Origin of the sequence: Rhizobium sp. PP-CC-3G-465, from assembly GCF_004343445.1 — a bacterium.
Taxonomy (GTDB): domain Bacteria; phylum Pseudomonadota; class Alphaproteobacteria; order Rhizobiales; family Rhizobiaceae; genus Ferranicluibacter; species Ferranicluibacter rubi.
This window is the reverse complement of the sequence record NZ_SLYH01000002.1, coordinates 215381-241328: the sequence shown is the minus strand read 5'-3', so window position 1 is coordinate 241328 and position 25948 is coordinate 215381. Positions and strand designations below refer to the sequence as shown.

Below are 25948 nucleotides of genomic sequence, written 5' to 3'. Positions count from 1 at the left end.
ATCATGGGCAAGCACATCACTCCGGCCGAAGCAGCCGCCATGATCCCCGACGGCGCCGTCGTCTCCGTCTCCTCCTCGAGCGGGCTCGGCTGCCCCGATCTCATGTTGAAGGCGATCGGCGAGCACTTCGCGGCGACGGGTCATCCAAGCGAGATCACCACCCTGCACCCGATCGCAGCCGGCGACATGAGCGGCATCAAGGGTGTGGATCATATTGCAAGGAAGGGTCTCCTCAAGCGGATCCTCGCCGGCTCCTATCCGTCGGGGCCTTCGACATCCGAGCCACCGCTGATCTGGCAGATGATTACGGCCAACGAAATCCCGGCCTACAACATCCCCTCGGGCATCCTCTTCGACATGCACCGCGAGGCCGCGGCCAAGCGTCCCGGCGTCATCACCAAGATCGGGCTCGAAACCTTCGTCGACCCTGAGCGGCAGGGCTGCGCCATGAATGCGCTGGCAGCAGAGACGCCGGTGGTCAAGCGGGTGTCGTTCGAGAACGAGGACTGGCTCTATTTCCCTGCCATCGTGCCGCAGGTCGCCATCATCCGCGCAACGACGGCCGACGAGCACGGCAACCTGACCTATGAGCACGAGGGTGCAACGCTCGGCGGGCTCGACCAGGCGCTGGCGGCGCGCAACAATGGCGGCATCGTCATCGCGCAGGTCAAGCGCATCACCAAGCAGGGCGCGCTGAAGCCGCACGACGTGCGGGTTCCCGGCATGCTGGTCGATTACGTCATCGTCGATCCCGACCAGAAGCAGACGACGCTGACGGACTACGATCCGGCCATTTCTGGCGAGATCTTCCGGCCGCTCGAAAGCTTCTCCGTGCCGGATTTCAACATCCAGAAGGTCATCGCGCGCCGGGTGGCACAGGAGCTTCAAGCCGGCAGCTGCGTTAATCTCGGCTTCGGCATCTCCGCCAACGTGCCGCGTATCCTCTTGGAGGAGGGCCTGCACGGCGCGGTCACCTGGGTCATCGAGCAGGGAGCCGTCGGCGGCGTGCCGCTGCTCGATTTTGCCTTCGGCTGCGCGTCCAATGCGGATGCCTACATGCCCTCGCCCTACCAGTTCACCTACTTCCAAGGCGGCGGCTTCGATGCCTCGCTGCTCTCCTTCCTCGAAATCGGCCGCGACGGCTCGGTCAATGTCTCCCGTCTGTCGTTCCGTCCGCATGTGACGGCCGGCGCCGGCGGCTTCGTCGATATCACCGCCCGCGCCCGCAAGATCGTCTTTTCCGGCATGTTCAATGCCGGCGCCAGACTGTCGATCGTCAACGGCAAGCTGGTGATCGAGAAGGAAGGCAAGCTGAAGAAGCTGGTCGAGGCGGTCGAGCACGTCACCTTCTCCGGCAGCCGAGCCATCGCGCAGGGGCAGGACATCACCTATGTTACCGAGCGTTGCGTGCTCAAGCTGACGCGGCAAGGGCTGGTGCTGAGCGAAATCGCACCCGGCGTCGACCTGCAGACGCAGGTGCTCGATCAGTCCGAATTCCCGCTGATCGTCTCGCCGGACCTGAAGCTGATGGATGCCGCGCTGTTTGGCGAGGCGCGCATCGGCCTTTCGTTGCTCACCAAGGCGCCGCGCGTTCTGGAGGGTGCCCATGTCTAAGGGAGAGGTACGCCTCGACATCGCAGGCCCCATCGCCATCCTCACCGTTTCCCGGCCTGAAAAGCGCAATGCGCTCGATCTCGACATGCTCAAGGCGCTGGTGTCCGTGGCCGATACGGTGGAAGCGGACGCGCGCGTTCGCGTCGCGATCCTCACCGGCGAGGGGTCGGGGTTTTCGGCCGGCGGCGATATCACCGCCTGGGGCGGCATGCGGCCGGACGCGTTCGGCCATGGCTGGGTGCGCTACGGGCACCGCGTGTTCGAGCGGCTTGCAACGCTGCGCATGCCGCTGATCGCGGCGCTGAACGGGCACGCGCTCGGCGGCGGTCTCGAGCTTGCCGGCATCGCCGACATCCGCATCGCCGAGGAACACATCCGGATCGGGCTGCCGGAAACGGGCCTCGGCATGGTGCCGGGCTGGTCGGGCACGCAGCGGCTGGTCAAGCGCTTCGGCGCTCAGCCCGTGCGGCGGATGGCGCTTGGCGGCGAGATCTTTACGGCGCAGGAGGCCCTGTCACTCGGGCTCGTGGACCGGGTGACCGCGACCGGACATGCGCTTGCCGCTGCAAAAGACATGGCAACAGGCATCGCCGCGCGCGGGCCGGCGGCGCTGGAAATCGTCAAGCTGATGATCGCAAGCGCCAACGGGGAGGACAACGGGACGGCCGTGGAGGCGCTGGGGTCGATCCTTGCTGCCAAGACGGCCGACCTCAAGGAGGGCGTTTCCGCTTTTAAGGAGAAGCGTGCCGCACAGTTCAAGGGAGAATGGTAATGACGGTTCTGGTAAACCCGAAGGCGCTCGTGGATCATGTCCCGCGCGACTTCAAGATGCTGATCGACGGCCGGTGGAGCGAGGGGGCGGCCGATCCGATCGAGCGGGTCGCGCCCGGCCATGGCGTCGTCGTCAGCCGGTTCCAGGCGGGAACGCGGGGGGATGCCGAGCGCGCCGTCGCTGCAGCCCGCAAGGCCTTCGACACCGGACCCTGGCCGCGGATGACGGCGTCGGAGCGCTCCGGCATCCTGCTGAAGGCCGCCGATCTCATTGCCGCGCGTGCCGAGGAACTCGCCTTTCTGGATGCGGTGGAAGCCGGCAAGCCGATCTCACAGGTGCGCGGCGAAATCGCCGGTTCGGTCGATATCTGGCGCTATGCCGCGGCCCTTGCCCGCGATCTCCATGGCGAGAGCTACAATACGCTGGGCGACGGCACGCTGGGCGTGGTCCTGCGCGAGGCGATCGGCGTCGTTTCGATCATCACGCCGTGGAACTTCCCCTTCCTGATCGTCGGGCAGAAGCTGCCCTTCGCGCTGGCCGCCGGCTGCACCACGGTCGTCAAGCCATCGGAACTCTCGTCCGGCTCGACCGTCGTGCTCGGCGAGATCCTCGAGGAAGCCGGCCTTCCAAAGGGCGTCGTCAACATCGTCACGGGCACGGGCGCCGAGGTGGGGGCGGTCATGACGTCGCATCCCGATGTCGACATGGTCTCGTTCACGGGCTCCACCGGCGTCGGCAAGCTGACCATGGCGAATGCCGCGCAGACGCTGAAGAAGGTGTCGCTGGAGCTTGGCGGCAAGAACCCGCAGATCGTCTTTCCCGATGCCGATCTCGACGGCTTCATCGATGCCGCCGTGTTCGGCGCCTATTTCAACGCCGGCGAGTGCTGCAATGCCGGCTCGCGGCTGATCCTCCACAAGAGCATCGCCGAGGACGTGGTGAAGCGGGTGGCCGCCCTTTCGGAAAAGGTGCGGGTCGGCGATCCGCTCGATCCGCAGACGCAGGTCGGCGCGATCATCACACCGCAGCATCTGGAGAAGATCGCCGGCTATATTTCAGGGGCAGCAGACGGTGGCGCGGACGTGGCCCATGGCGGCAAGGCGCTCGATCTCGGCCGCGGCCAGTTCATGGCGCCGACGATCCTTGCCAATGTGACGCCGGACATGCCGGTCGCGCGCGAGGAGGTGTTCGGCCCGGTTCTCTCCGTGCTCACCTTCGAGACCACGGCGCAGGCGATCGAGATCGCCAATGCTGTCGATTACGGGCTCTCTGCCGGGGTGTGGAGCAAGGATTTCGACACGTGCCTGACGATCGGAAGGCAGGTGCGGGCAGGGACCGTGTGGATGAACACCTTCATGGACGGCGCCTCCGAACTGCCCTTCGGTGGCTACAAGCAGTCGGGTCTCGGCCGCGAACTCGGGCGCCACGCTGTGGAGGACTATACCGAGACCAAGACGCTCAACATGCATATCGGCGGCCGCACGAACTGGTGGATGCCGCAGACGGAAAAGCTGGCCTGAAGCATCCCGCCCGGGCGCGCAACACGCGGTCGGGAAGACGGGATGCGGCTGAACAAGCCGGCTGACGCCGACGCTCGAGGAGGGCGGCGGCACGGGAGCGGAAATGGGTTTCGCTCTTCACTGTGCTCATGGGAGGAAAACATCGTGCGCAAGTTTCTGACATCGACTGCATTGGGTCTCGCTTTGATGGCCGGCGCCGTGCAGGCTGCCGAAAACGTGGAGGTGCTTCACTGGTGGACATCCGGCGGCGAGGCCTCGGCGCTGGAAGTGCTCAAGAAGGACCTCGAAGCCAAGAACATCTCCTGGACGGACATGCCGGTCGCCGGCGGCGGCGGCACGGAAGCCATGACGGTGCTGCGCGCCCGCGTCACGGCCGGCAACGCGCCGACCGCGGTGCAGATGCTCGGCTTCGACATTCTCGACTGGGCCAAGGAAGGTTCGCTCGGCAACCTCGATGCGGTCGCGGCCAAGGAGAACTGGGACAACGTCATCCCCAAGGCGCTTCAGAAGTTCTCGAAATATGACGGCCACTGGATCGCGGCACCCGTCAACCTGCATTCGACCAACTGGATGTGGATCAACAAGGCGGCGCTCGACAAGGCCGGCGGCAAGGAGCCGCAGAGCTGGGAAGAGCTGATCGCCCTCCTCGACAACTTCAAGGCGCAGGGCATCATCCCCGTTGCCGCCGGCGGACAGCCCTGGCAGGACGCGACCGTCTTCGACGCCGTCGTGCTGTCGCTCGGCGTCGATTTCTACACGTCCGCCTTCATCGATCTCGACCCGAAGGCGCTCGGCGGCGACAAGATGAAGGAAGCCTTCAACCGCATGACGACGCTGCGCTCCTATGTCGATCCCAACTTCTCGGGCCGCGACTGGAACCTCGCCTCCGCCATGGTCATCGACGGCAAGGCCGGCGTGCAGTTCATGGGCGACTGGGCGAAGGGCGAATTCTCCAAGGCCGGCAAGACGCCGGGCAAGGACTATGTCTGCATGCGCTTCCCCGGCACGCAGGGTGCAGTCACCTTCAACACCGACCAGTTCGTCATGTTCAAGGTCGCCGACGCCAAGGTGCCGGCACAGATGGAGATGGCCACGGCTATCGAAAGCCCTGAATTCCAGTCGGCTTTCAACGTGGTCAAGGGTTCGGCACCCGTGCGCACCGACGTGTCGGACGCCGCCTTCGACGATTGCGGCAAGAAGGCCATCAAGGATGCGGCCGAAGCCGACAAGAGCGGCAAGCTCATCGGCTCCATGGCCCATGGCCACGCCAATCCGGCAGCCGTGAAGAACGCGATCTACGACGTCGTGACCCGTCAGTTCAACGGCGACCTGACGGCCGACGACGCGGTGACCGAGCTGGTCAGCGCGGTCGAAGCCGCAAAGTAAGGGCTGGGAGCTGCGGGTCTTCGCGCCCGCAGCTCCCGCCATCACACCATCCGATACGTCAAGACTGCCGGGGATACCGGGTGCGCCGAAAGGCCGGCCATGATGGCCGGCGCCTGAGGCCGTGCACCCGCATTCCGGGCGAGGGGAGGGGAACAAAGCCATGCAGAGCCGCAGCTTCCTACAGGACCAGTTGCCGAAAATCGTGCTCGCGCCGAGTTTCCTGGTCATCGTGATTTTCGTCTACGGCTTCATCGCCTATACAGGGTTCCTGTCGATTACCGACAGCAAGATGCTGCCGTCTTACAACATCGTGGGCCTGTCGAACTACAGCAAGCTCTGGGCCCTGCCGCACTGGTGGCGGGCCATCGCCAATCTGGCGATCTTCGCCTCGCTCTACATCCTCATCTGCTCGGTGCTCGGCCTGTTCCTGGCGATCATGCTCGACCAGAAGATCCGCGGCGAAGGTTTTCTGCGCCCGATCTATCTCTATCCGATGGCGCTCTCCTTCATCGTCACGGGCACCGCCTGGAAGTGGATCCTCGATCCCGGCATCGGCATCGAGAACACCATGCATCTCTGGGGCTGGGAGACCTTCGCCTTCACCTGGATCAAGGACAGCAAGATGGCGATCTACTGCGTCGTGCTGGCCGCCGTCTGGCAGTCCTCGGGCTTCATCATGGCGATGTTCCTCGCCGGCCTGCGCGGCGTCGACAACGAGATGATCAAGGCCGCGCAGATCGACGGTGCGGGCACCGTGACGATCTACCGCCGGATCATCATTCCCCTGATGCGCCCGGTCTTCCTGTCGGCCTTCGTCGTGCTCGCCCATCTGGCCATCAAGGCCTACGACCTGATCGTCGCCCTGACCGGCGGGGGCCCGGGGCAGGCGACCGAACTGCCGGCCACCTTCATGTATTCCTACACCTTTACCCGCAACCAGATGGGCATCGGCGCGTCCTCCGCCATCATCATGCTGGTCATGATCTTCTCGATCATCGTTCCCTATCTCTATTCCGAAATCCGTGGAGGAAAACGCTGATGAGCGGCGCCGCCAATCCGCAGAACGCGATGTCGCACAGCCTTCTCACCCGGGCCCTGATCTATACCGCGCTCATCGCCTTTGCGATGTTCTACCTCATGCCGCTTTACGTCATGGTGGTGAACTCGCTGAAGCCGCTGGAAGAAATCCGCCAGGGCGGCATGGTCAATCTACCGCAGGTCTGGACCATCGAGCCGTGGCTGTCGGCCTGGTCGACCGCGCAGATCGGCATCCAGCCGACAGGCCTCAAGCCCTTCTTCATCAACTCCATCCTTATGGTCATCCCCGCCGTGGCCATCTCGACCGTGGTCGGTGCGCTCAACGGCTATGTGCTGACGAAATGGCATTTCCGCGGGTCGAACATCGTCTTCGGCATGCTGCTCCTGTCCTGCTTCATCCCGTTCCAGATCGTGCTCATTCCCACGGCGCGCATCCTCGGCATGCTCGGCCTTGCCGGCTCCATTCCCGGGCTCGTGCTGGTGCATGTCGTCTACGGTCTCGGCTTCACCACACTCTACTTCCGCAATTACTACGAGGCCTTTCCGACCGAACTCGTGCGGGCGGCGCAGATCGACGGCGCGACGTTCTTCCAGATCTTCCGCCGCATCCTGCTGCCCTCGTCCGGTCCGATCATCGTCGTCTCGGTCATCTGGCAGTTCACCAATATCTGGAACGACTTTCTGTTCGGCGCCTCATTTGCCGGCGCCAATTCGACGCCGATGACGGTCGCGCTCAACAACCTCGTGCAGTCATCCACGGGCGTGAAGGAATACAACGTCCACTTTGCCGGCGCGATCCTCGCCGCCCTGCCCACCCTCATCGTCTACATCATTTCGGGTCGCTACTTCGTGCGCGGCCTGATGTCCGGCGCCGTGAAAGGCTGATCATCATGTCGTTTCTCAAAATCTCGCATCTGCGCAAATCCTATGGCGCGCTGGAAATCCTGAAAGACATCAACATCGAAATCGAGGAAGGCGGCTTTCTCGTGCTGGTCGGCCCGTCCGGCTGCGGCAAGTCCACGCTGCTGAACACGATTGCCGGGCTGGAGCCGATCACGTCCGGCGAGATCGCCATCAAGGGCCGCTCGATTGCGGGTCTGCCGCCGTCGCAGCGCGACATCGCCATGGTGTTCCAGAGCTATGCGCTCTATCCGAACATGACGGTGGCCGGCAACATCGCCTTCGGCATGGAGATCCGCAAGGTCCCGAAGGACGTGCGCGAGAAGGCGATCAAGGAGGTCTCCGATATCCTCCAGATCGGCCATCTGCTCGACCGGAAGCCGAGCCAGCTTTCCGGCGGCCAGCGCCAGCGCGTCGCCATGGGCCGCGCGCTCGTGCGCAATCCGCAGGTCTTCCTGTTCGACGAGCCGCTGTCCAATCTGGACGCAAAGCTACGTGTCGATATGCGCACCGAGATCAAGCGGCTGCACCAGCGTCTGAAGACGACCATCGTCTACGTCACCCACGACCAGATCGAGGCGATGACGCTGGCGACCAAGATCGCGGTGCTGAAGGACGGCGTTCTGCAGCAGTTCGGCTCGCCAGCGGAAATCTACAACAATCCGGCCAATATGTTCGTGGCCGACTTCATGGGCTCGCCCGCCATGAACCTGCTCTCGGCAACCGTGGAGAAGGATTCGGCCGGCCTTTCCGTCTCGCTTGCCCGCCCGAACGGCGCGCTGGTGAAACTGCCGGTGGCGGCAGGGCAGGAGCGACTGGAGAGCCATCTCGGCCGCCAGATCGTCTTCGGCATCCGGCCCGAGGCGCTGACCGACATCGACGGTGCGGACCGCAATGCGCGCACGATCGCGGAAGGCGATTGCCTGATCGAGGTCGTGGAGCCGGCCGGTGCCGACACCTTCGCCGTTACCCGGCTCGGCGGCAAGGAAGTGGTCGCGCGCCTGCGGGCTGATGCCCGTATCCATGCGGGACAGACGGCAAGGCTCGCCTTCAACCTCGACAAGGCCGTTTATTTCGATCCGCAAAGCCAGCAGCGCATCGCGTGAGCGGGGGGACCGAGATGAGCAGAACCCCCGACATCGTCATCATCGGCTCCGGTATCGGCGGGGCGACGCTGGCCGCCGGCCTTGCCGCGTCCGGCTGCGAGATCCTGATCCTGGAGGCCGGCCAGCACATTGCCGACACGCCTGTGAACCGCGACCAGCGCGCGATCTTCCAGCGGGGGTATTTCCGCCCGAAGGAGACCTGGTACGAATGGCAGGGCCAGAGCCAGAGGGAGCACAGGGGGTTCAACCCGGGCAATTACTACAATGTCGGCGGCAACTCGAAATTCTACGGGGCGGTACTGTCGCGCTACCGGCGCGAGGATTTTGACGAGATGCAGCATCAGGAGGGCGTCTCCCCCGCCTGGCCGTTTCCCTACGCCGAGCTCGAGCCCTGGTACGGGGCGGCCGAGCGGATGTATCAGGTGCGCGGCGCGCTGGGGGACGACCCGACCGAGCCCGAACATTCCACGCCTTACGCCTTTCCCCCGGTGCCGGACGAACCGTCGATTGCCGACGTCCGCGCGCGCCTGAAGCAGAAGGGGCTCCACCCGTTCTCCCTGCCGCTCGGCGTCGATATCGACCGGTGGCTCGCCAAGGGGCGCACGCCGTGGGATGCCCATCCGAATTCCGACGACGGCAAGATGGATGCCGAAAGTGCCGCCCTCGCCGTCGCGCTTGGCTATCCCAATGTCACGCTGCAAACGGGCGCGATCGTCCGGTTGCTCGAAACGGGCGCCTCCGGCGGCCGCATCGAGCGCGTCGTCTATACCGTGGCCGGGGACACAAGCAGCGTCTCGCCGAAGCTCGTGGTGCTCGCCGCCGGCGCGGTCCAGTCGGCCGTCCTGCTGCTGCGCTCGGCCAATGCGCGCTTTCCCGATGGCCTTGCCAACAGCTCAGACCAGGTCGGGCGCAACTTCATGAACCACAATTCGTCCGCCGTGCTCGCTCTGTCGCCGCGTTACCGGAACACGTCGGTCTATCAGAAGACCTTCGCCTTCAACGACTTCTACCTGTCGGATGGCGAGGGTGGGCCACCACTCGGCAATGTCCAGCTTCTCGGCCGCGTGTCCGGGGCGATCCTCAAAAGCAGCCTGCCGCGCATCCCGGAGCGGCTGCTCGACCGAATGTCGGCGCATGCGATCGATTTCTACGCCATGAGCGAGGATATTCCGCACCCTGAAAGCCGGGTCATGGTCGATGGCCAGCGGATCGTCCTCAAATGGCATCGCACCAACTGGAACGCGCATCTGTCGCTGGTGGCAAAACTCAAGGCCGTTCTCCGCTCGATCGGCTTTCCCCTCGTGCTGTCGAGGCCGTTCGACAAACGCACGCCGTCCCATCAGTGCGGCACGGTGCGCATCGGCAACGATCCCGCAACGGCGCCGCTCGATCCCTTCTGCCGCGCCTATGACCACGACAACCTGTTCGTCGTTGATGCGAGCTGCCTGCCGACCTCGGCCGCTGTCAATCCGGCGCTAACGGTTGCGGCCCAAGCCTTGCGGGTCGCAGATCACATCGTCTCGAAGGACCTGCAATGATGAGCGAACGGCGGCAAAGACCGGTGGCGGTGGTGACCGGCGGACGGCGGGGGATCGGCCTCAGTATCGCCTCGTGCCTTGCCGCTGCCGGCTACGACATCGTCGTGACAGGCATCGGCGGTCCGGAAACGGCAAAGGACGCGCTGGCGGAGCTCCGCGCCGATGGCCAGGCGGACGCCATCTACATCAAAGCCGATATCTGCGACGTCGCCGGACACGCAGCGACGGTCAACGACGTCATGGCCCGATTCGGCCGCATCGACTGCCTCGTCAACAATGCGGGCATGGCTTCTGTCGTGCGCGGCGATTTCCTCGGCCTTTCGCCCGACCACTACGACCTGATCATGGCCACCAACCTGAAAGGGACGGTCTTCTTCACCCAGGCCGTGGTGAAGGCGATGCTGGCGACCGCGCCCGACCATTCCCGGTCGATCATCAACATCACCTCGGTCTCGGCGCAGGCGAGTTCCCCCGAGCGCCTCGACTACTGCATCAGCAAAGCGGGGCTTGCGGCCTTTTCGCAAGGGCTGGCATTGCGGCTTGCCGCCGATGGCGTCGCGGTCTTCGAGGTACGGCCTGGCATCGTGCGGACCGACATGACCGCCGGCGTCACGCCGAAATACGATGCCCTGATCGCCGGGGGCCTGGTGCCCATGCGGCGCTGGGGGGAAGCCGGCGATATCGGCGCCATCTGCGCAGCGCTCGCCTCGGGCAGCTTCGCCTTTGCAACAGGGACCGTGATCGATGCCGATGGCGGCCTTTCGATCCCGCGTCTGTGACAGGAATGGAAACCATGCGCTTCGACTATATCATCACCGGGGCAGGGCCCGCCGGATGCGTTCTCGCCAACAGGCTGAGCGAGGACCCCGATGTCACCGTGCTGCTGCTGGAAGCGGGCGGCGGGGACTGGAATCCTCTCTTTCACATGCCGGCCGGCTTTGCCAAGATGACGAAGGGCGTGGCCAGCTGGGGCTGGGAGACCGTGCCGCAGAAGCACATGAACGGTCGTGTCCTGCGCTACACACAGGCCAAGGTCATCGGCGGCGGCTCGTCCATCAACGCGCAGCTCTACACCCGGGGCAATGCCGCCGATTACGATCTCTGGGCAAGCGAAGACGGCTGCGAGGGCTGGGACTACCGTTCCGTGCTGCCCTATTTCAAGCGGGCCGAGGACAACCAGCGCTTTGCCGACGACTATCATGCCTATGGCGGGCCACTCGGCGTTTCCATGCCGGTGTCCGCGCTGCCGATCTGCGACGCCTATATCCGGGCGGGGCAGGAGCTCGGCATTCCCTACAATCACGACTTTAACGGGCGCCAGCAGGCGGGCGTCGGCTTCTACCAGCTGACGCAGCGCAACCGCCGCCGCTCTTCCACCTCGCTCGCTTACCTCTCGCCGATCAAGGACCGGAAGAACCTGACGATCCGCATGGGCGCCCGCGTGTCGCGCATCGTGCTGGAGGGCACGACGGCTGTCGGCGTCGAGATCGCCACCAGCCGGGGCAGCGAGATCGTGCGCTGCGGGCGCGAGGTGCTCGTAACGTCGGGCGCCATCGGTTCGCCGAAGCTGCTCCTGCAATCGGGCATCGGCCCGGCCGATCATCTGACGTCCGTCGGCGTTCCCGTGGCGCATGACCTGCCCGGCGTCGGCGGCAATCTGCAGGACCATCTGGACCTCTTCGTCATCGCCGAATGCACCGGCGACCACACCTATGACGGCGTTGCGAAGCTGCATCGCACGCTCTGGGCCGGCCTCGAATACGTGCTGTTCCGCACAGGCCCCGTCGCCTCGTCGCTGTTTGAAACCGGCGGCTTCTGGTATGCGGATCCGGACGCGCGATCCCCGGATATCCAGTTCCATCTCGGTCTCGGCTCGGGCATCGAGGCGGGCGTGGAAAAGTTGAAAAATGCCGGGGTGACGCTGAATTCGGCTTATCTGCATCCGCGATCGCGCGGCACGGTGCGGCTCTCCGCGTCCGATCCGGCCGCAGCCCCGCTGATCGACCCGAACTACTGGTCGGACCCGCATGACCGGAAGATGTCGCTGGAAGGCTTGCGGATCGCCCGCGAGATCTTCGAGCAGGCGGCGTTGAAGCCCTATATTCTGGCCGAGCGCCTGCCCGGGCCGAAGGTGCGCACGGAGGCCGAGCTTTTCGATTATGGCTGCGCGAACGCGAAGACCGATCACCATCCCGTCGGCACCTGCCGAATGGGCACCGGGGCGGATGCGGTCGTGGGGCTCGACCTGCGCGTGCGAGGGTTGCAGGGCTTACGCGTCTGCGATAGCTCCGTCATGCCGCGCGTGCCCTCCTGCAACACCAATGCCCCGACCATCATGGTCGGAGAGAAAGGTGCCGACATCATTCGCGGGCTCGATCCGTTGCCGGCGACGATCTTTGCCGACGAGCGCAACGACCAGCGCCCCCGTGCGCGCACGCATGTTCGCTGAGCCGATGATGCGGCTTTGCATTCTGCCGTCGGCTTTGCCACAAAAAGGTGTCGTCACGCCCAGGAAGGTCAGACCCTGATGCCCATCGAGACCCCGCGCGCATTCCTCGCGTCGCTCTTCCACGCCGCCGTTCGCGCGGCCGATCCGCTGGAGGCGATCCGCGCCCATCTCCCAGTGCGACCAAAAGGCCGCACGGTCGTCATCGGCGCCGGCAAGGCGGCAAGCCAGATGGCACAGGCGGTTGAAAGCCTGTGGGATGGTCCGCTGGAGGGCGTGGTCGTCGCGCGCCACGGCCCGGTTGCCGCCTGCGCACGCATTAGGGTGCTGCAATCCGCCCATCCGGTTCCCGACCAGGCGGGGATCGTCGGCGGACGCGCGCTGATGGAGGCGGTGCGCGGGCTGACGACGGACGATCTCGTGATTGCGCTGATCTCGGGCGGCGGGTCTGCCCTCCTGCCATCGCCGCCGCCGGGCTTTGCCCTTGCCGACGAGGTGGCCCTGAACGAGGCGCTGCTCGCCTCCGGCGCGCCGATTTCCGCGATGAACGTGGTGCGCAAGCACGTCTCGATGATCAAAGGCGGGCGGCTTGCCGCGCTTGCTTCTCCGGCCCGTGTCGTCAGCCTCGTCGTCTCCGACGTTCCCGGCGACAACCCGGCCTTCGTCGCCTCCGGCCCGACCATTCCCGATGCCGCCGGCCGCGAGGATGCACTGCGGGCGATCCGGGACTACCGGATGAACATTCCCTCAAACATTCTTGATCATATCGCGACAGTGGAGACCCCGCGCCCCGACGACCCGGCTTTTGCCGGCCACGCGGCGCATGTCATCGCCTCCGCCCGTGTCTCGCTGCAGGCGGCCGCGCGTCTGAGCGGCGAGACCGGCGTAACGCCGTTGATCCTCTCCGACAGGATCGAGGGAGAAGCGCGCGATATCGGGCGCATGCATGCGGCGCTGGCGATGGAATTTCAGGAGCGCCATCGAGAGAGGCAAGGCCCGATGGTTCTCCTCTCGGGCGGGGAAACCACCGTCACAATCGGTCCCGAGGGTGCAAAGAAAGGCGGGCGAAACACGGAACTGCTGCTGGCCGTCGCCATCGATCTCGACGGGGCCACCGGCATCACCGCCCTTGCGGCCGATACCGACGGAATCGATGGTTCCGAAGACAATGCCGGCGCCTTCTGCGACGGCAAAACCGCGTCCCGCATCCGGGCAGCGGGCGGGGAGCCGCGCGCCCACCTCGCGCGACACGACGCATGGTCCGCCTTCGCGCTTGCGGGCGACCTGTTCGAGACGGGGCCGACCGGCACGAATGTCAACGACTTCAGGGCGTTTCTGCTGCTGTAGGCGCGCAACGCCCGTTTCTCGGGACACCGCGCAATCTCAACCCTTCAAGGATGCCCTTCATGTCTCAGCCGGATAACAGGACATGCGCAGACCTCCTTTTGGCCGAGCGCGAGGGGGTCGTCACCCGGTTCACGACCGACGATGCCTGGACGCTTGGCAGCCTGATGCGGCAATCGGCCATGGCCGGCCGCCTGGCCGTGGCGATCGAGATCACGATCGCGCGCGAACCGGTGTTCTTCACGCGCCTTGCGAACGCTACCGAGGACAACCGGCACTGGGCGGAGCGCAAGCGGCGCGTGGTCGAGCGGTTCCACCACAGTTCTCTCTACATGCGGCTTCTCGCGCAGGAGGAGGGCTACGACTTCCACCACCGCTACGGCCTGTCGCCCGATCTCTTTGCGGCCTTCGGCGGCGCCGTCCCGATCTTTCAAACGGATGGCAATCTCATCGGAACGGCGACGATCAGCGGCCTTTCCGATGTTGAAGACCACGATTTCGTGGTCGAGCATCTCCAGCGCTTTCGGGCGCAAGGGAGCTGAGCATGCCGGCTGGAACGAAATAGCGCCGAAGGGGCGCGGGTTAGATGGAAATATCACATCCACCCGTTCCGACAGCGTCTCCCGTCTTTGAATCCGCTGGTATTACAGGTCATTCTGACCTTGGTTGGCTGCCCTCTCATCCCCCTCCCGGATCGATCGCAGCCAGCCGTTCCCCTCTGGAGGTTTAACCTTCATGACTTGAGGCCGTGGGTCACCCTGCGGCCCTTTTTTTTATGCAATTTCAATCGAGGCGGGCGGCGGCTTCGTTTCCCGACGTTTACATCAGGAGGTTGGTATGGCGACGGTAAGACTCTGGACGGATGCCGAGGCCGAAGCAGCGCCGCGGGTGCAGGCGGTGTTTGCGGATATCCGCGCCGTGCGCGGCTCGGATTTCATCAACAATTTCTGGCGCGGCCTGGCCAACGATCCGGCAACGCTGGAGCGGACATGGAACAGCCTGAAGGAGGTGATGGTCGCACCGTCGGCGCTCGATCCGCTGACGAAGGAGCTCATCTATATCGCCGTCTCGGTCGCCAGCGGTTGCAGCTATTGCATCCATTCCCATACGGCAGCGGCGCGCGCCAAGGGCCTGACGGACGCGCAATATGGCGATCTCCTTGCCGTGATCGGCATGGCGTCGGAAACCAACCGCCTCGTCACGGCGCTCGGCATTCCCGTCGATCCCGAATTCGACGTGACCGGCTGATCTTCTCGCGCCCCTACCACTCGAACGGTTCGCCGAGCGAAGCGACGCCGTCGAGCTTCAGACATTGATGGTTGCAAGGGCCGCCTCGGCGTCCGCGGCAAGCTTTGCCTCGTCGAGGCCGGGAAATGCGCCGTTCGCCCACACGACCCGGCCGTTGATCATAGTCATATCCGTCGCCATGCCGATGCCGACGCGGGGAATGAGGCTCAGCGGATCGTGCCGCGTGCCGACATAATCCATGCGGCGGGTGTCGATGGCGAAGAGGTCTGCGGCCATTCCGGGCGCAAGGCGGCCGATATCGCTGCGCCCGAGCAGGCTCGCGCCGCCGCTCGTGCCGTAGCGCAGGAAATCCACCGGCGGCGGCACGGGGTGCGCGCGGGTGGAGGATGCGAGGCACTGCAGCATGTAGGCCGAGTGCAGGCAATGCATCAGGTTGGAATTGTCGTTGGAGGCCGCACCATCGCAGCCGAGCCCGATGCGCAGGCCGAAGGCCGCCATGGCGGGGATGTCGGTGACCTCGGCGCCGACGAGATAGACGGGTTCCGGGCAGTGGGAGACGCCGGTGCCGCTTGCGGCCATCGTCCGCAGTTCGTCATGGGTCAGCTCCCAGCAATGGGCGTAGAACGTATCCGGCCCGGAAAAGCCGATGGATTCCAGATAATCGACGGTGCGCAGGCCATGGCGCGCCTGCATCACGGGGCTCTCCCCTTCGCCGACATGCGTGTGCAGCATGACGCCACGGTCGCGTGCCAGCGCCACCGATTCCACGAAGGTTTCGCGGTAGGCGTTGACGGGCTGGCAGGGCGCGACGACGACCTGGCGCATGCTGAACGGCCCTGCATCGTGATAGGTGTCGATCAGGCGGGCGCAATCGGAAATGAATTCGTCCGTCGTTTCCAGCATTTCGTCGGGGATCGTCGACCCCTCCGATTTCGGCAGGGTGTTGCCGCCGCGACCGGCGTGAAACCGCATGCCCAACAGATCCGCGGCCTCGAACTGGCGGTCGATCAGCCGCTTTCCGGCGTGGCGGGGAAAATTATACTGGTGGTCGAAGGCCGTGGTGCAGCCATGCTTGATCAGCTCCGCCATGGCGGTAACAGAGGAATGGTAGAAGCAGGCTTCGTTTAGCTGCGAGAAGACAGGGTAGATGCGGTCGAGCCATTCGATCACCGAGAGCTTCGTCCAGTCGAGATCGGCGCGGTTGCGCACGAAGCACTGGAAGAAATGGTGATGCGTGTTGACGAGGCCGGGATAGACGAACCAGCCGGCGGCATCCATCACGCTCGTGCCCTCAGGCAAAGCCTCGCCCTTGAGATGTTCGCCGATGGCACGGATCGACGGCCCCTCGGTCAAGAGATCGACATTGCGTCGCACGACCGGGCCTTTGCCCTCGTCGGTGATGACGGCCGCGCAGTTTTTGAGGAGAGTGCCACCCATGTCAGACCTCGTCCTGTTGAAACCGCCTGGGATAGCCCGAACCGTCGGCATGACGACGGATCCAGGAAAGGAGCGACACGGCGCCCGGCGCCCCGAGGATCGTCATCCGCTGTCGCCTGTCGTTTCGATATCCCTGCGTCATAACGATCTCGTACAGTTTGGGCTGCAGATTCCGTCGCTATGTGACCCATGGAAACGCCGGGCGTCAAGCATGCGGCGGGCAGGGATGTGAGCCGGTTCGGTCGCGACGGCACCGCAAGCTCTAGCCCATTGACAGCACCTCCTTCTCCGCTATTCTGTTATAAAAGTCGTAATAACATAATAATGGAACAAAACTGGAGGACTTCATGATGCGCCTGAAAACTGCGTTCTTCCTTGCAAGCGCGCTCGTCGCTATTCCATCCTTTGTTGCGGCCCAGGAAAAGGGCGGCGTCATCAATGTCGCGACGATCGGCGAGCCGCCGACACTCGACCCCATGGCCTCCACGGCCGATCTCGTGGGTATCGTTTCCCAGCATATGTTCGAGACCCTCTACACGTTCGACAAGGCTTGGAAGCCGACGCCGCTTCTGGCCGAGAGCCTGCCCGAGATCAGCGCGGATGGCAAAACCTATACGATCAGGTTGCGCAGCGGCATCACGTTCCACGATGGCTCGGACATGGCATCGGACGACGTCGTCGCTTCGCTCGAGCGCTGGGTCAAGGTTGCCTCGCGCGGCAAGCAGGCAGCCGCATTCCTGGACAAGATCACGGCCACCGATCCGCTGACGGTAACGATCACGTTGAAGCAACCCTACGCGCCGCTCGTCTCGCTGCTCGCTTTCAACAATTCCGCCGCGATCGTCCTGCCGAGCGAGAAACAGGCTGAGCCCATGAAGGACTTCGTCGGGACGGGCCCCTATATGCTGAAGGAGCGCAAGGCCGACCAGTACATCCAGCTCACCCGCTTCGACGGCTATACGCCGCGGTCCGGCGAGGCCGATGGCTACGGCGGCGCGCGTCACCAGTATCTGGATGAAATCCGCTTCGTGCCGGTTCCCGATGCAAACACGCGCGTCGAGGCGGCGATCTCCGGCCAGTACGACTATATCGACAGCCTTCCCGTCGAATCCTTCGACAGGCTGAAGGGCTCGACGGCATCGGAACCGCTTGTCTTGAAGCCGTTCGGCTATCCGGTCTTCGTTTTCAACACGGCAGAGGGTGTTGCCAAGGACGTCGCCATCCGCAAGGCCATCCGCCAGGCTCTGAGCATGGAAGACATGCTGGCCGCCGCCTTCGGCAGCACCGATTTCTATGCGCTCGACGGCGATATCTATCCCAAGAGCTTCGTCTGGAACACGGATGCCGGCGTCGAGGGCCATTACAATCTTGCCGATCCCGAAGGATCGGCAGAAGCCGCCAAGGCCGCTGGCTATGACGGCAAGCCAATCCGCATCCTGACGAGCCGCCAGTACGAATTCCACTATAAGATGGCGCAGGTTGCCGCCGAGTATCTGAAGCTCGCGGGGTTCACCGTCGATCTGCAGGTCGTGGACTGGGCGACGCTCACCCAGCGGCGGGCCGACAAGGGCCTCTGGGACATCTACATCACGCACAGCCCTTTTCTTCCCGAGCCTGCGCTGATTGGATCCCTGTCGCCGAGCTCGCCCGGCTGGTGGGACACGCCGCTGCGCAAGCAGACGGTCGAGGCGTTTTCCGCAGAGGCCGACGAGACGAAGAGGCTCGCTTTGTGGGCCGATGTGCAAAAGGCCATGTACGCGGAGATTCCCTACATAAAGATCGGTGACTTCAACGCTCTTGCAGCCAAGAGCACGAAGGTAGAAGGCGTCGTGCCGGCTCCGTGGCCGTATTTCTGGAACGCATCGATCAAGAAGTAATCCGGAACCGGCATCCCGGACGCCGCCGCGGGGCGGCGTTCTCTCAGCAAGCGTTCGTCACCCCTGTGTCCCTCGTGGGACCGGAGAGCCAAAGACATGATCCGTTACATCCTCCAGCGACTGGCCGGCATGATCGTCGTCATGTTCCTGGTCGTGACCATCGTGTTCGTCATCGTCCGCGTCACGCCGGGAGACCCGGCTGCGGTGATGCTCGGGCCCGATGCCTCGGCACAGGATATCGCCGATCTGCGCACGCGGCTCGGCCTCGACCAGTCGCTTCTCGTGCAATATGTTTTCTATCTCGGGCAGATGATCAAAGGGGACCTCGGCCAGTCGATCTTCCTGAACATGCCCGTGACGTCGGCCCTCCTCGACCGCGCCGAGCCCACATTCTTCCTGACGCTGTTTTCGCTGGCGATCGCCTGCGTCATCGCGCTGCCGATCGGCATCTATGCCGCCTATCGGCGAGGGTCCCTCGTCGATCAGGCGGCAACGACCGTCGCGATGCTGGCGGCGAGTATTCCGAGCTTCTGGCTTGGCCTCATCCTGATGCAGGTCTTCGCTGTCAATCTGAACATGTTTCCCGTTTCCGGCTATGGCGGGCCTGGCTCGACCTTTCTCGACCGCATGTATCACCTGACTCTGCCGGCCTTTGCGCTTGGGCTCGTTTCCTCGGCGCTGATCCTGCGCTTCACGCGCGCCTCGATGCTCGACGTGCTTGGCGACGACTATATCCGCACGGCGCGCGCAAAGGGCCTGATCGAGCGGAAGGTCGTACTGAAGCATGCGTTGAAGAACGCGCTGATCCCGATCCTCACCGTGATCGGCCTGACCGCCGCGGTTCTCATCTCCGGCGCGGTCGTCACCGAAACCGTGTTCGGCCTGCCCGGCGTCGGAAGCCTCGTCGTCTCCGCCGTGCTGCGGCGGGACTACCCGGTTATCCAAGGTGCGCTGCTGGTGATCGCCGGACTCTACGTCCTCATCAACTTTGCCATCGACATGCTTTACCTGCTGATCGATCCGAGGGTACGCTACTGATGACAGATGTATCTCTCACGACAAAGCCACCTGCCAGCGACGCTGCGAGGTTCATCCGCCGCTTTCTGCGGCGCAAGACGGTCGTCGTCGGGCTTGGCATCCTCGTTCTCTTCGTCCTTCTGGGGGCGCTCGCACCATGGATCGCGCCGTATTCGCCCTCGAAGCTGTCGATCGTCAACCGGCTGAAGCCGCCGAGCGAGATGTTCTGGTTCGGCACGGACGAGTTCGGCCGCGACGTCTTCTCCCGCACGGTCTATGCGGCACGGCTTTCGCTTCTCGTCGGCGCGGCCGTCGTGGTTCTGTCGGCGGTCATCGGCATCACGCTCGGGCTGCTCGCCGGGTTCTTTCAGCGCCTGGACACGCCGATCGCTCGCCTGATCGATGCGATGATGGCCTTTCCGGACATCCTGCTGGCGATCGCATTGGTCGCGGCGCTCGGACCCTCGTTGACGACGGTGATCGTGGCGCTGTCGATTGTGTACGCGCCACGGCTCGCCCGCATCGTCCGTGCCTCGACGCTCGTCATCCGCGAACTGCCGTATGTCGAGGCGGCGCAAGCGCTCGGCATCTCCACCTTCCACATCATGACGCGGCACGTGCTGCGCAATCTCCTGTCGCCCATCCTGGTACAGGGAACGTTCCTCTTCGCCAGCGCCATGCTCGCCGAAGCCGGCCTGTCGTTCCTCGGGCTCGGCGTCAGCCCCGATGTCGCGACCTGGGGCACGATGATTGCCGCCGGGCGCCAGTATATCGGGCAGGCCGGCTGGATGACCTACTTCCCCGGCTTTGCCATCATTCTTTCCGTCCTGTCGCTGCAGATGGTGGGCGACGGATTGCGGGACATGCTCGACCCCAGACTTCAGAAGGACTTGTGACATGACCGGCGAAACCCAAAAGCCGCTCCTCCTTTCCAATGTCAGGCCGATGGCCTTCGGCCAGCCTAAATCCGGCCTTGCCGGCAACCTTGGAGCCGATGAAACGACCGACATTCTCATCGGTGAAGACGGACGCATCGCGGCCATCGGCCAGGGGCTCGCGGTGCCGGGCGGCACTGAGCGCGTCGATGGAAAAGGCGCGTGGATGTCCCCCGGCTGGATCGATCTTCACGTTCATATCTGGCACGGGGGCACCGACATCTCGCTCCGTCCGTCCGAGTGCGGCGCCGAGCGCGGCGTGACCACGCTGGTGGATGCGGGATCTGCCGGTGAAGCGAACTTCCATGGCTTCCGGGAATATATCATCGAGCCCTCGAAAGAACGCATCAAGGCGTTTCTCAATCTGGGTTCGATCGGGCTCGTTGCCTGCAACCGCGTCGCCGAACTCCGCGATATCAGGGATATCGACCTCGACCGGATCATCGAGTGCTACGCCGAAAACAGCGAGCACATCGTCGGCATCAAGGTGCGCGCAAGCCACGTCATCACCGGGTCGTGGGGCGTAACTCCGGTCAAGCTCGGTAAGAAGATCGCCAAGATCCTGAAGATCCCGATGATGGTGCATGTCGGCGAACCGCCGGCTCTCTACGACGAGGTGCTCGAAATCCTCGGCCCGGGCGACGTGGTCACGCACTGCTTCAACGGCAAGGCCGGCTCGAGCATCATGGAGGACGAAGACCTGTTCGATCTCGCCGAGCGCTGCGCTTCCGAAGGCGTGCGGCTCGACATCGGCCACGGTGGGGCGTCCTTCTCCTTCAAGGTGGCGGAAGCGGCGATCGCGCGCGGGTTGCTGCCGCATTCGATCTCGACCGACCTTCACGGCCATTCGCTCAACTTCCCCGTCTGGGATCTCGCAACCACCATGTCGAAGCTGCTCTCCGTCGGCATGCCGTTCGACAAGGTGGTGAATGCCGTCACGCATGCGCCGGCCGACGTCATCAAGCTTTCTATGGACGACAGGCTTGCCGTCGGCGCGCGGGCGGATTTCACGATCTTCGACCTCGTCGATGCCGACCTCGAGGCAACCGACAGCAATGGCGACGTCTCGCGCCTCACCCGCCTGTTCGAGCCGCGTTTCGCCGTCATCGGTGCCGAGGCGATCACGGCCAGCCGATACATTCCGAGAGCCCGCAGGCTCGTGCGCCACAGCCACGGTTACGCGTATCGCTGAGGCCGACAAACTGCATGACACAGGAGTTCTCGTGACACATCTTTCCACCTTCGCCGATCCGAAGACGACCACGCCCTATCAGCGGCTGGCCGACCTCGGCATCGAGCTTCCGCCCGCACCGCCGCCCATCGCCAATTTTCTGACCCATGTGATCGAGGGAAACATGCTCTATCTCTCGGGGCAGGGGACCCGCGAGGCGGACGGGCGCATGCGCACCGGCAAGGTCGGCGCCGAGATCAGCACCGAGGCTGCCTATGACGATGCGCGTCTGGTCGGCATCAACCTCATTGCCGTGATGCACGAGGCGCTTGGCGACCTGTCTCGCGTGAAGCAGGTGGTGAAGCTGCTCGGAATGGTCAACGCCGCACCGGAGTTCCGGGATCACCCGAAGGTTATCAACGGCTGCTCGGACCTCATCAACGCTGTCTTCGGGGAGGCCGGTCGGCATGCCCGGTCGGCCGTCGGCTTCGGCTCGCTTCCCGGCAACATCACGGTGGAAATCGAAGCCATCGTGGCGCTTAAGGATTGATGCCGTGGGGAGACGCTCCGTGCTGCCGCCAGCCCATCAGTGCCTCGATCCGCGCCGCCGAAGCCTTCACACGGTCGGCATAGCCGGCCTTGTCGGCAAAGGCCTTCTGTTCGGGAAGGACGATGGAGATGGTCGCAACACAATTGCCGTTGCGATCGACGATGGGCGACGCAATGCACGCGACTGCATAGTCGGATTCGCCGGCCTGGATGGAGAGCCTCTCTTCGAACGCCGTTCGCGCAGCGTCCGACAGGGTCTCGGCATCGACCGCGGCCCGGCCGGTCGGCGACATGCGGGCACCACGCCGGAAGAGTTCGACGCGCTCGGCTTCCGGCATATGCCCGACCAGCAGCCGGCCGGAGGCCGTCCAGTTGAGCGGCACACGGGTGCCGACCCGCGATGCGACCTGGAAATGGCTCGGCCCGTCAGCCATGGCGAGCACCAGCATGTGCTCTGCATCGCGACCGCAGACCTGCACAGTCTCGCCGGCGTCCCGGCAGAGGTCGTGCATTTCCTGCGTGGCGACGCTCATGAAATCCAGCGAACGGGCATAGGCAAGGCCGTAGTGGTAGAGCCTGGACCCCAGCCACAACGTGCCGTCGCCATTCCGAGCAAGCATGTTCTTTTCCACAAGGTCGTCGATGATGACATAGACCGTGGAGAGCGGCGCGCCGACAGCCTTGGCAATGGCATAGGCGCCGGCCGGGGCACCCGTCTCGTAGAGATGATCGATGACCTGAAGAGCCCGGTCGATCCCGCTGACGCGCGAGCGGCGCACGCTTTTTTCCGTAGTTTCGGAAACCGGTTCCGAGGCTTGCCTGTTCACAACAATCGTCCCGCACATCCGTCCTGTCTATTGCAGTATTATGGCATAGGCTCTGAAAGAGCAAGAGATGCCCGCGCCGTCACGACGTCGCGCAGCCTGGAGAACAACCATGTCCGCTGATATCCGAACGACCCTCGGCCTTCGCCCCGTGATCAACGTGTCGGGAACGATGACGAGCCTTGGCGCGTCGATCGTCGTGCCGGAAGCCATCGCCGCCATGGCGGCGATCCTGCCGCATTTCGTGGAGATCAACGCGCTGCAACGTCAGGCAAGCGCCGTGATCGCTCGCATGACCGGCGGGGAGGCGGGCTTCATTACGGCGTCGTGCTCCGCAGGCGTAAGCCTTGCCGTCGCCGGAACCATTACGGGGCCTGATCTCCTTGCGATCGAGCGGCTGCCGGAAACAAATACCGAGAGAAACGAGGTGCTCCTGCAGATGGGGCATGTCGTCAGCTACGGCGCTCCGGTCGATCAGGCCATCCGCATAGCGGGTGGCAAGGTCGTCATGATCGGCCAGGCGACATCGACGCATCGCTATCACATGCAAAATGCCATCACCGAGAGGACCGCAGCGGCCGTCTACGTCGTGTCGCATCATGTCGTCGATTATGGTCTGCTGAACCTGAAGGAATTCGTCGAGATCGCCCATGCGAGAGGCGTGCCGGTGATCGTGGATGCGGCATCCGAATACGATCTGAAAATCTTCCTCGCGCAAGGAGCCGATATCGCGCTCTACTCGGGTCACAAATTCCTTGGGGGCCCCACCTCCGGCATCGTTGCCGGTCGAAAAGACCTGGTCCGCAACGCCTTTTTGCAGAACATGGGCATCGGGCGCGGCATGAAGGTCGGTAAGGAGAGCATCTACGGCGCAATGGCGGCGCTGGAGGCATGGGAGACGCGCGATCACGCGGGTATCCGGGCTCGGGAAACAGGCGCTCTCGTGCTCTGGAAGGAAACACTCGACGGTCGCCCCGGCGTCACCGCGCTGATCGAACCCGATCCGACGGACAACCCGCTCGACCGCATGCGTGTGATCATCGATCCACAGGAGGCGCATATTACGGCCTGGGATCTTGCGGCAGCGCTCCGATCGGGCGACCAGCCGATCATCGTCCGGGATCACGAGGTCGAGCGCCGCTATTTCTACCTCGATCCATGCAATCTGCATCCGGGTCAGGAGCATATCGTCGCCACCCGTCTCGCCGAGGAACTCGACAAGGCGCGTGCCTCCAACGAGATAATCGCAACCCCGATCGAAGACCTTAGCCGTCACCGCTTCGACGGTATGCTGCGTTGGCCGGACTAGAGCATCAGCGCGACACGTGGAAGACAGAAACGATGGGAATGATCATGACGACGCAACAGGCCCACACCCGTCAGACCACGCCGGCAGAGGCGCAACCGGTGCTCTCCGTGGAGGCGCTGCGAACGTCGTTCCGTGTCGATGGCGCGTGGAAACCTGTCGTCCGCGATATCTCCTTCACCATCGCGCCCGCTGAGACCGTGGCGATCGTCGGCGAGTCCGGGTCCGGCAAGAGCGTCACGTCGCTGTCGATCATGCGGCTTCTACAGCCCGATACGAGCCGCATCGAGGGGCGGGTCATGCTGGGGGGCCGCGATCTCCTGTCCTTGCCCGAGCCGGAGATGCGCAAGGTGCGCGGCAACGATGTCGCGATGATTTTCCAGGAGCCGATGACCAGCCTCAATCCGCTGTTCACGATCGGCGACCAGATCTCGGAGGCGATCCTTTGCCACACGGCGATGAGCAAAGCGGACGCGCGCGCCGAAACCGTGCGCATCCTTGAAAAGGTTCGTATTCCCTCGGCAGCCTCGCGCTTCGACGAATATCCGCACCGCTTCTCCGGCGGCATGCGGCAGCGCGTGATGATCGCAATGGCGCTCGCGACCAAGCCGAAGCTGCTGATCGCCGATGAGCCGACGACGGCGCTCGACGTGACGATCCAGGGTCAGATCCTCGATCTCATCCGGATGTTGCAGGACGAGGAGGGCACCTCCGTCCTGTTCATCACGCATGACATGGGCGTGGTCGCCGAGATTGCCGACCGGACCGTCGTCATGTATCGCGGCGAGCAGGTGGAAACGGGACGCACGACCGACATCTTTCACCGAGGCCAGCATCCCTACACCCGCGCGCTTCTGTCCGCTGTGCCCGTGCTCGGTGCCATGCAGGCCTATCGCCGGCCCTTGCGTTTTCCAATGGTCGATCCGGCGACCGGACTGTCCGACGTCCCGGTCGAAGTCGCTGATACCGTCATTGCCTCAGGCGAGCCGATCCTGCAGGTCCGCAATCTCACCAAGCGCTTCGACATCCATACCGGTCTTCTCGGCAAGGTGAGCGGGCGTGTACATGCGGTCGAAAATGTCTCCTTCGACCTGCGCGCCGGTGAAACCCTGTCGCTGGTCGGCGAATCCGGATGCGGCAAGTCTACGACGGGACGTGCCATTCTCCGCCTGATCGAGCCAAGCAGCGGTTCGGTTCTCGTCGAGGGCCGCGAGGTTCTGACCCTTCCGAGGCGCGACCTGCGGGAGATGCGCAAATCCGTGCAGATGATCTTTCAAGATCCGTTCGCCTCGCTCAATCCGCGCATGACGGTGGGAGCCGCGATTGCCGAACCGTATCTCGAGCACCGGTTGGGCAGTTCGAAGGAGGCAAAAACGATGGTCGCCGATCTCTTGGAGAAGGTCGGCCTTACCCCGGACATGGCGTCGCGTTATCCGCACGCGTTCTCCGGCGGTCAGCGCCAGCGGATCTCGATCGCGCGTGCGCTCGCCCTCTCTCCCAAGATCATCGTGGCGGATGAGAGCGTTTCGGCACTCGATGTCTCGATCAAGGCGCAGGTCATCAACCTGATGCTCGACCTGCAGCAGAGCCTCAACCTTGCCTTTCTGTTCATCAGCCATGACATGGCCGTCGTCGAGCGCGTCAGCCATCGTGTCGCCGTCATGTATCTGGGAGAGATCGTGGAGATCGGGCCGCGAAGCGCCGTCTTCGGCAATCCTCAGCATGCCTATACGAAAAAACTGATGTCCGCCGTGCCGGTCCCGGATCCCGACCGCCGGCGTGAAACGCCGATGGCCGCTGCCGAGGAACTGAGGAGCCAGATCCGCCCGGCAGATTACGTGCCGGTGCAGCGGGAATTCCGCGTCGTTTCCGAGGGGCACCTCGTCGCCATTTAGAGCGACCTGTGCGCGTTCACTTGAG

General features: G+C 64.1%; 22 protein-coding genes. 20 read left to right on the top strand and 2 right to left on the bottom strand.

Going from position 1 to position 25948, the window contains the following annotated elements; translation table 11 throughout:
* Window positions 1-3: 3 nt before the first annotated feature.
* The 13 genes from C8J33_RS13490 (at window position 4) to C8J33_RS13430 (ending at window position 14912) form a co-directional block, all read left to right on the top strand.
* On the top strand, window positions 4-1614 hold the full coding sequence (locus C8J33_RS13490) for an acyl CoA:acetate/3-ketoacid CoA transferase (RefSeq protein WP_132664635.1): 1611 nt from the start codon (window positions 4-6) through the stop codon (window positions 1612-1614).
* The gene (locus tag C8J33_RS13485; RefSeq protein WP_132664634.1) at window positions 1607-2386 is read left to right on the top strand and encodes an enoyl-CoA hydratase/isomerase family protein; all 780 of its coding nucleotides are present in this window, start codon (window positions 1607-1609) and stop codon (window positions 2384-2386) included. The genes C8J33_RS13490 and C8J33_RS13485 overlap by 8 nt, the downstream gene beginning before the upstream one ends.
* Window positions 2386-3906 carry an aldehyde dehydrogenase family protein gene (locus tag C8J33_RS13480; RefSeq protein WP_110729146.1) on the top strand — a complete coding sequence of 507 codons (1521 nt, stop codon included), beginning with the start codon at window positions 2386-2388 and terminating at the stop codon, window positions 3904-3906. Before C8J33_RS13485 ends, C8J33_RS13480 begins: the two co-directional genes overlap by 1 nt.
* Before the next feature lie 186 nt (window positions 3907-4092).
* Window positions 4093-5292, top strand: coding sequence for an ABC transporter substrate-binding protein (locus tag C8J33_RS13475; RefSeq protein WP_165906812.1), 1200 nt, complete (start codon window positions 4093-4095; stop codon window positions 5290-5292).
* A gap of 160 nt (window positions 5293-5452) precedes the next feature.
* On the top strand, window positions 5453-6331 hold the full coding sequence (locus tag C8J33_RS13470) for a carbohydrate ABC transporter permease (RefSeq protein ID WP_110729148.1): 879 nt from the start codon (window positions 5453-5455) through the stop codon (window positions 6329-6331).
* Window positions 6331-7215 carry a carbohydrate ABC transporter permease gene (locus C8J33_RS13465; protein WP_110807821.1) on the top strand — a complete coding sequence of 295 codons (885 nt, stop codon included), beginning with the start codon at window positions 6331-6333 and terminating at the stop codon, window positions 7213-7215. Before C8J33_RS13470 ends, C8J33_RS13465 begins: the two co-directional genes overlap by 1 nt.
* A 5-nt stretch (window positions 7216-7220) precedes the next feature.
* Window positions 7221-8336: an ABC transporter ATP-binding protein gene (locus C8J33_RS13460; RefSeq protein ID WP_110807822.1), complete on the top strand. Its 1116-nt coding sequence runs from the start codon at window positions 7221-7223 to the stop codon at window positions 8334-8336.
* Window positions 8337-8350: 14 nt separating this feature from the next.
* Complete coding sequence (locus C8J33_RS13455; protein WP_110807823.1) at window positions 8351-9874, top strand: GMC family oxidoreductase; 1524 nt, start codon at window positions 8351-8353, stop codon at window positions 9872-9874.
* Window positions 9874-10653 carry a 3-ketoacyl-ACP reductase gene (locus tag C8J33_RS13450; RefSeq protein ID WP_110807882.1) on the top strand — a complete coding sequence of 260 codons (780 nt, stop codon included), beginning with the start codon at window positions 9874-9876 and terminating at the stop codon, window positions 10651-10653. The genes C8J33_RS13455 and C8J33_RS13450 overlap by 1 nt, the downstream gene beginning before the upstream one ends.
* 14 nt (window positions 10654-10667) lie before the next feature.
* Window positions 10668-12323: a GMC family oxidoreductase gene (locus tag C8J33_RS13445; RefSeq protein WP_110807883.1), complete on the top strand. Its 1656-nt coding sequence runs from the start codon at window positions 10668-10670 to the stop codon at window positions 12321-12323.
* 78 nt (window positions 12324-12401) lie between these two features.
* Window positions 12402-13667, top strand: coding sequence for a glycerate kinase type-2 family protein (locus tag C8J33_RS13440; RefSeq protein ID WP_110807824.1), 1266 nt, complete (start codon window positions 12402-12404; stop codon window positions 13665-13667).
* A 59-nt stretch (window positions 13668-13726) separates the two neighbouring features.
* A complete protein-coding gene (locus C8J33_RS13435) occupies window positions 13727-14206 on the top strand; it encodes a heme-degrading domain-containing protein (protein WP_165929807.1) in 480 nt (159 codons plus the stop codon).
* Between the two features lie 295 nt (window positions 14207-14501).
* Entirely contained in the window at window positions 14502-14912 is a 411-nt protein-coding gene (locus tag C8J33_RS13430; protein ID WP_110807826.1) for a carboxymuconolactone decarboxylase family protein, read from the top strand.
* A gap of 57 nt (window positions 14913-14969) precedes the next feature.
* Here C8J33_RS13430 and C8J33_RS13425 read toward each other — a convergent pair whose 3' ends face one another.
* Window positions 14970-16349, bottom strand: coding sequence for an amidohydrolase (locus C8J33_RS13425; protein ID WP_110807827.1), 1380 nt, complete (start codon window positions 16347-16349; stop codon window positions 14970-14972).
* 350 nt (window positions 16350-16699) lie between these two features.
* Here C8J33_RS13425 and C8J33_RS13420 point away from each other — a divergent pair, with 350 nt between their 5' ends.
* The 5 genes from C8J33_RS13420 to C8J33_RS13400 all read left to right on the top strand — a co-directional run bounded on the left by C8J33_RS13420 (window position 16700) and on the right by C8J33_RS13400 (window position 21899).
* Window positions 16700-18226, top strand: a complete 1527-nt coding sequence (locus C8J33_RS13420) for an ABC transporter substrate-binding protein (RefSeq protein ID WP_110807884.1) — start codon at window positions 16700-16702, stop codon at window positions 18224-18226.
* Between the two features lie 96 nt (window positions 18227-18322).
* Complete coding sequence (locus tag C8J33_RS13415; RefSeq protein ID WP_165929806.1) at window positions 18323-19264, top strand: ABC transporter permease; 942 nt, start codon at window positions 18323-18325, stop codon at window positions 19262-19264.
* A complete protein-coding gene (locus C8J33_RS13410; RefSeq protein ID WP_132664633.1) occupies window positions 19264-20139 on the top strand; it encodes an ABC transporter permease in 876 nt (291 codons plus the stop codon). Before C8J33_RS13415 ends, C8J33_RS13410 begins: the two co-directional genes overlap by 1 nt.
* Window position 20140: 1 nt before the next feature.
* Entirely contained in the window at window positions 20141-21370 is a 1230-nt protein-coding gene (locus C8J33_RS13405; protein ID WP_110807829.1) for an amidohydrolase/deacetylase family metallohydrolase, read from the top strand.
* A 31-nt stretch (window positions 21371-21401) separates the two neighbouring features.
* Window positions 21402-21899 (top strand): RidA family protein, encoded by a 498-nt coding sequence (locus C8J33_RS13400; protein WP_110736571.1) that lies wholly within the window; start codon window positions 21402-21404, stop codon window positions 21897-21899.
* On the opposite strand, the gene C8J33_RS13395 is transcribed toward C8J33_RS13400, so the two are convergent.
* Entirely contained in the window at window positions 21889-22743 is an 855-nt protein-coding gene (locus C8J33_RS13395; protein ID WP_110807830.1) for an IclR family transcriptional regulator, read from the bottom strand. The two genes, C8J33_RS13400 and C8J33_RS13395, sit on opposite strands and share 11 nt — an antisense overlap.
* A gap of 91 nt (window positions 22744-22834) precedes the next feature.
* Between C8J33_RS13395 and C8J33_RS13390 the strand changes: the two genes are divergently transcribed.
* Together C8J33_RS13390 and C8J33_RS13385 are read left to right on the top strand one after the other, a co-directional pair.
* Complete coding sequence (locus C8J33_RS13390; RefSeq protein WP_110807831.1) at window positions 22835-24031, top strand: aminotransferase class V-fold PLP-dependent enzyme; 1197 nt, start codon at window positions 22835-22837, stop codon at window positions 24029-24031.
* A gap of 44 nt (window positions 24032-24075) precedes the next feature.
* Complete coding sequence (locus tag C8J33_RS13385; RefSeq protein WP_110807886.1) at window positions 24076-25923, top strand: ABC transporter ATP-binding protein; 1848 nt, start codon at window positions 24076-24078, stop codon at window positions 25921-25923.
* Window positions 25924-25948 lie beyond the last annotated feature (25 nt).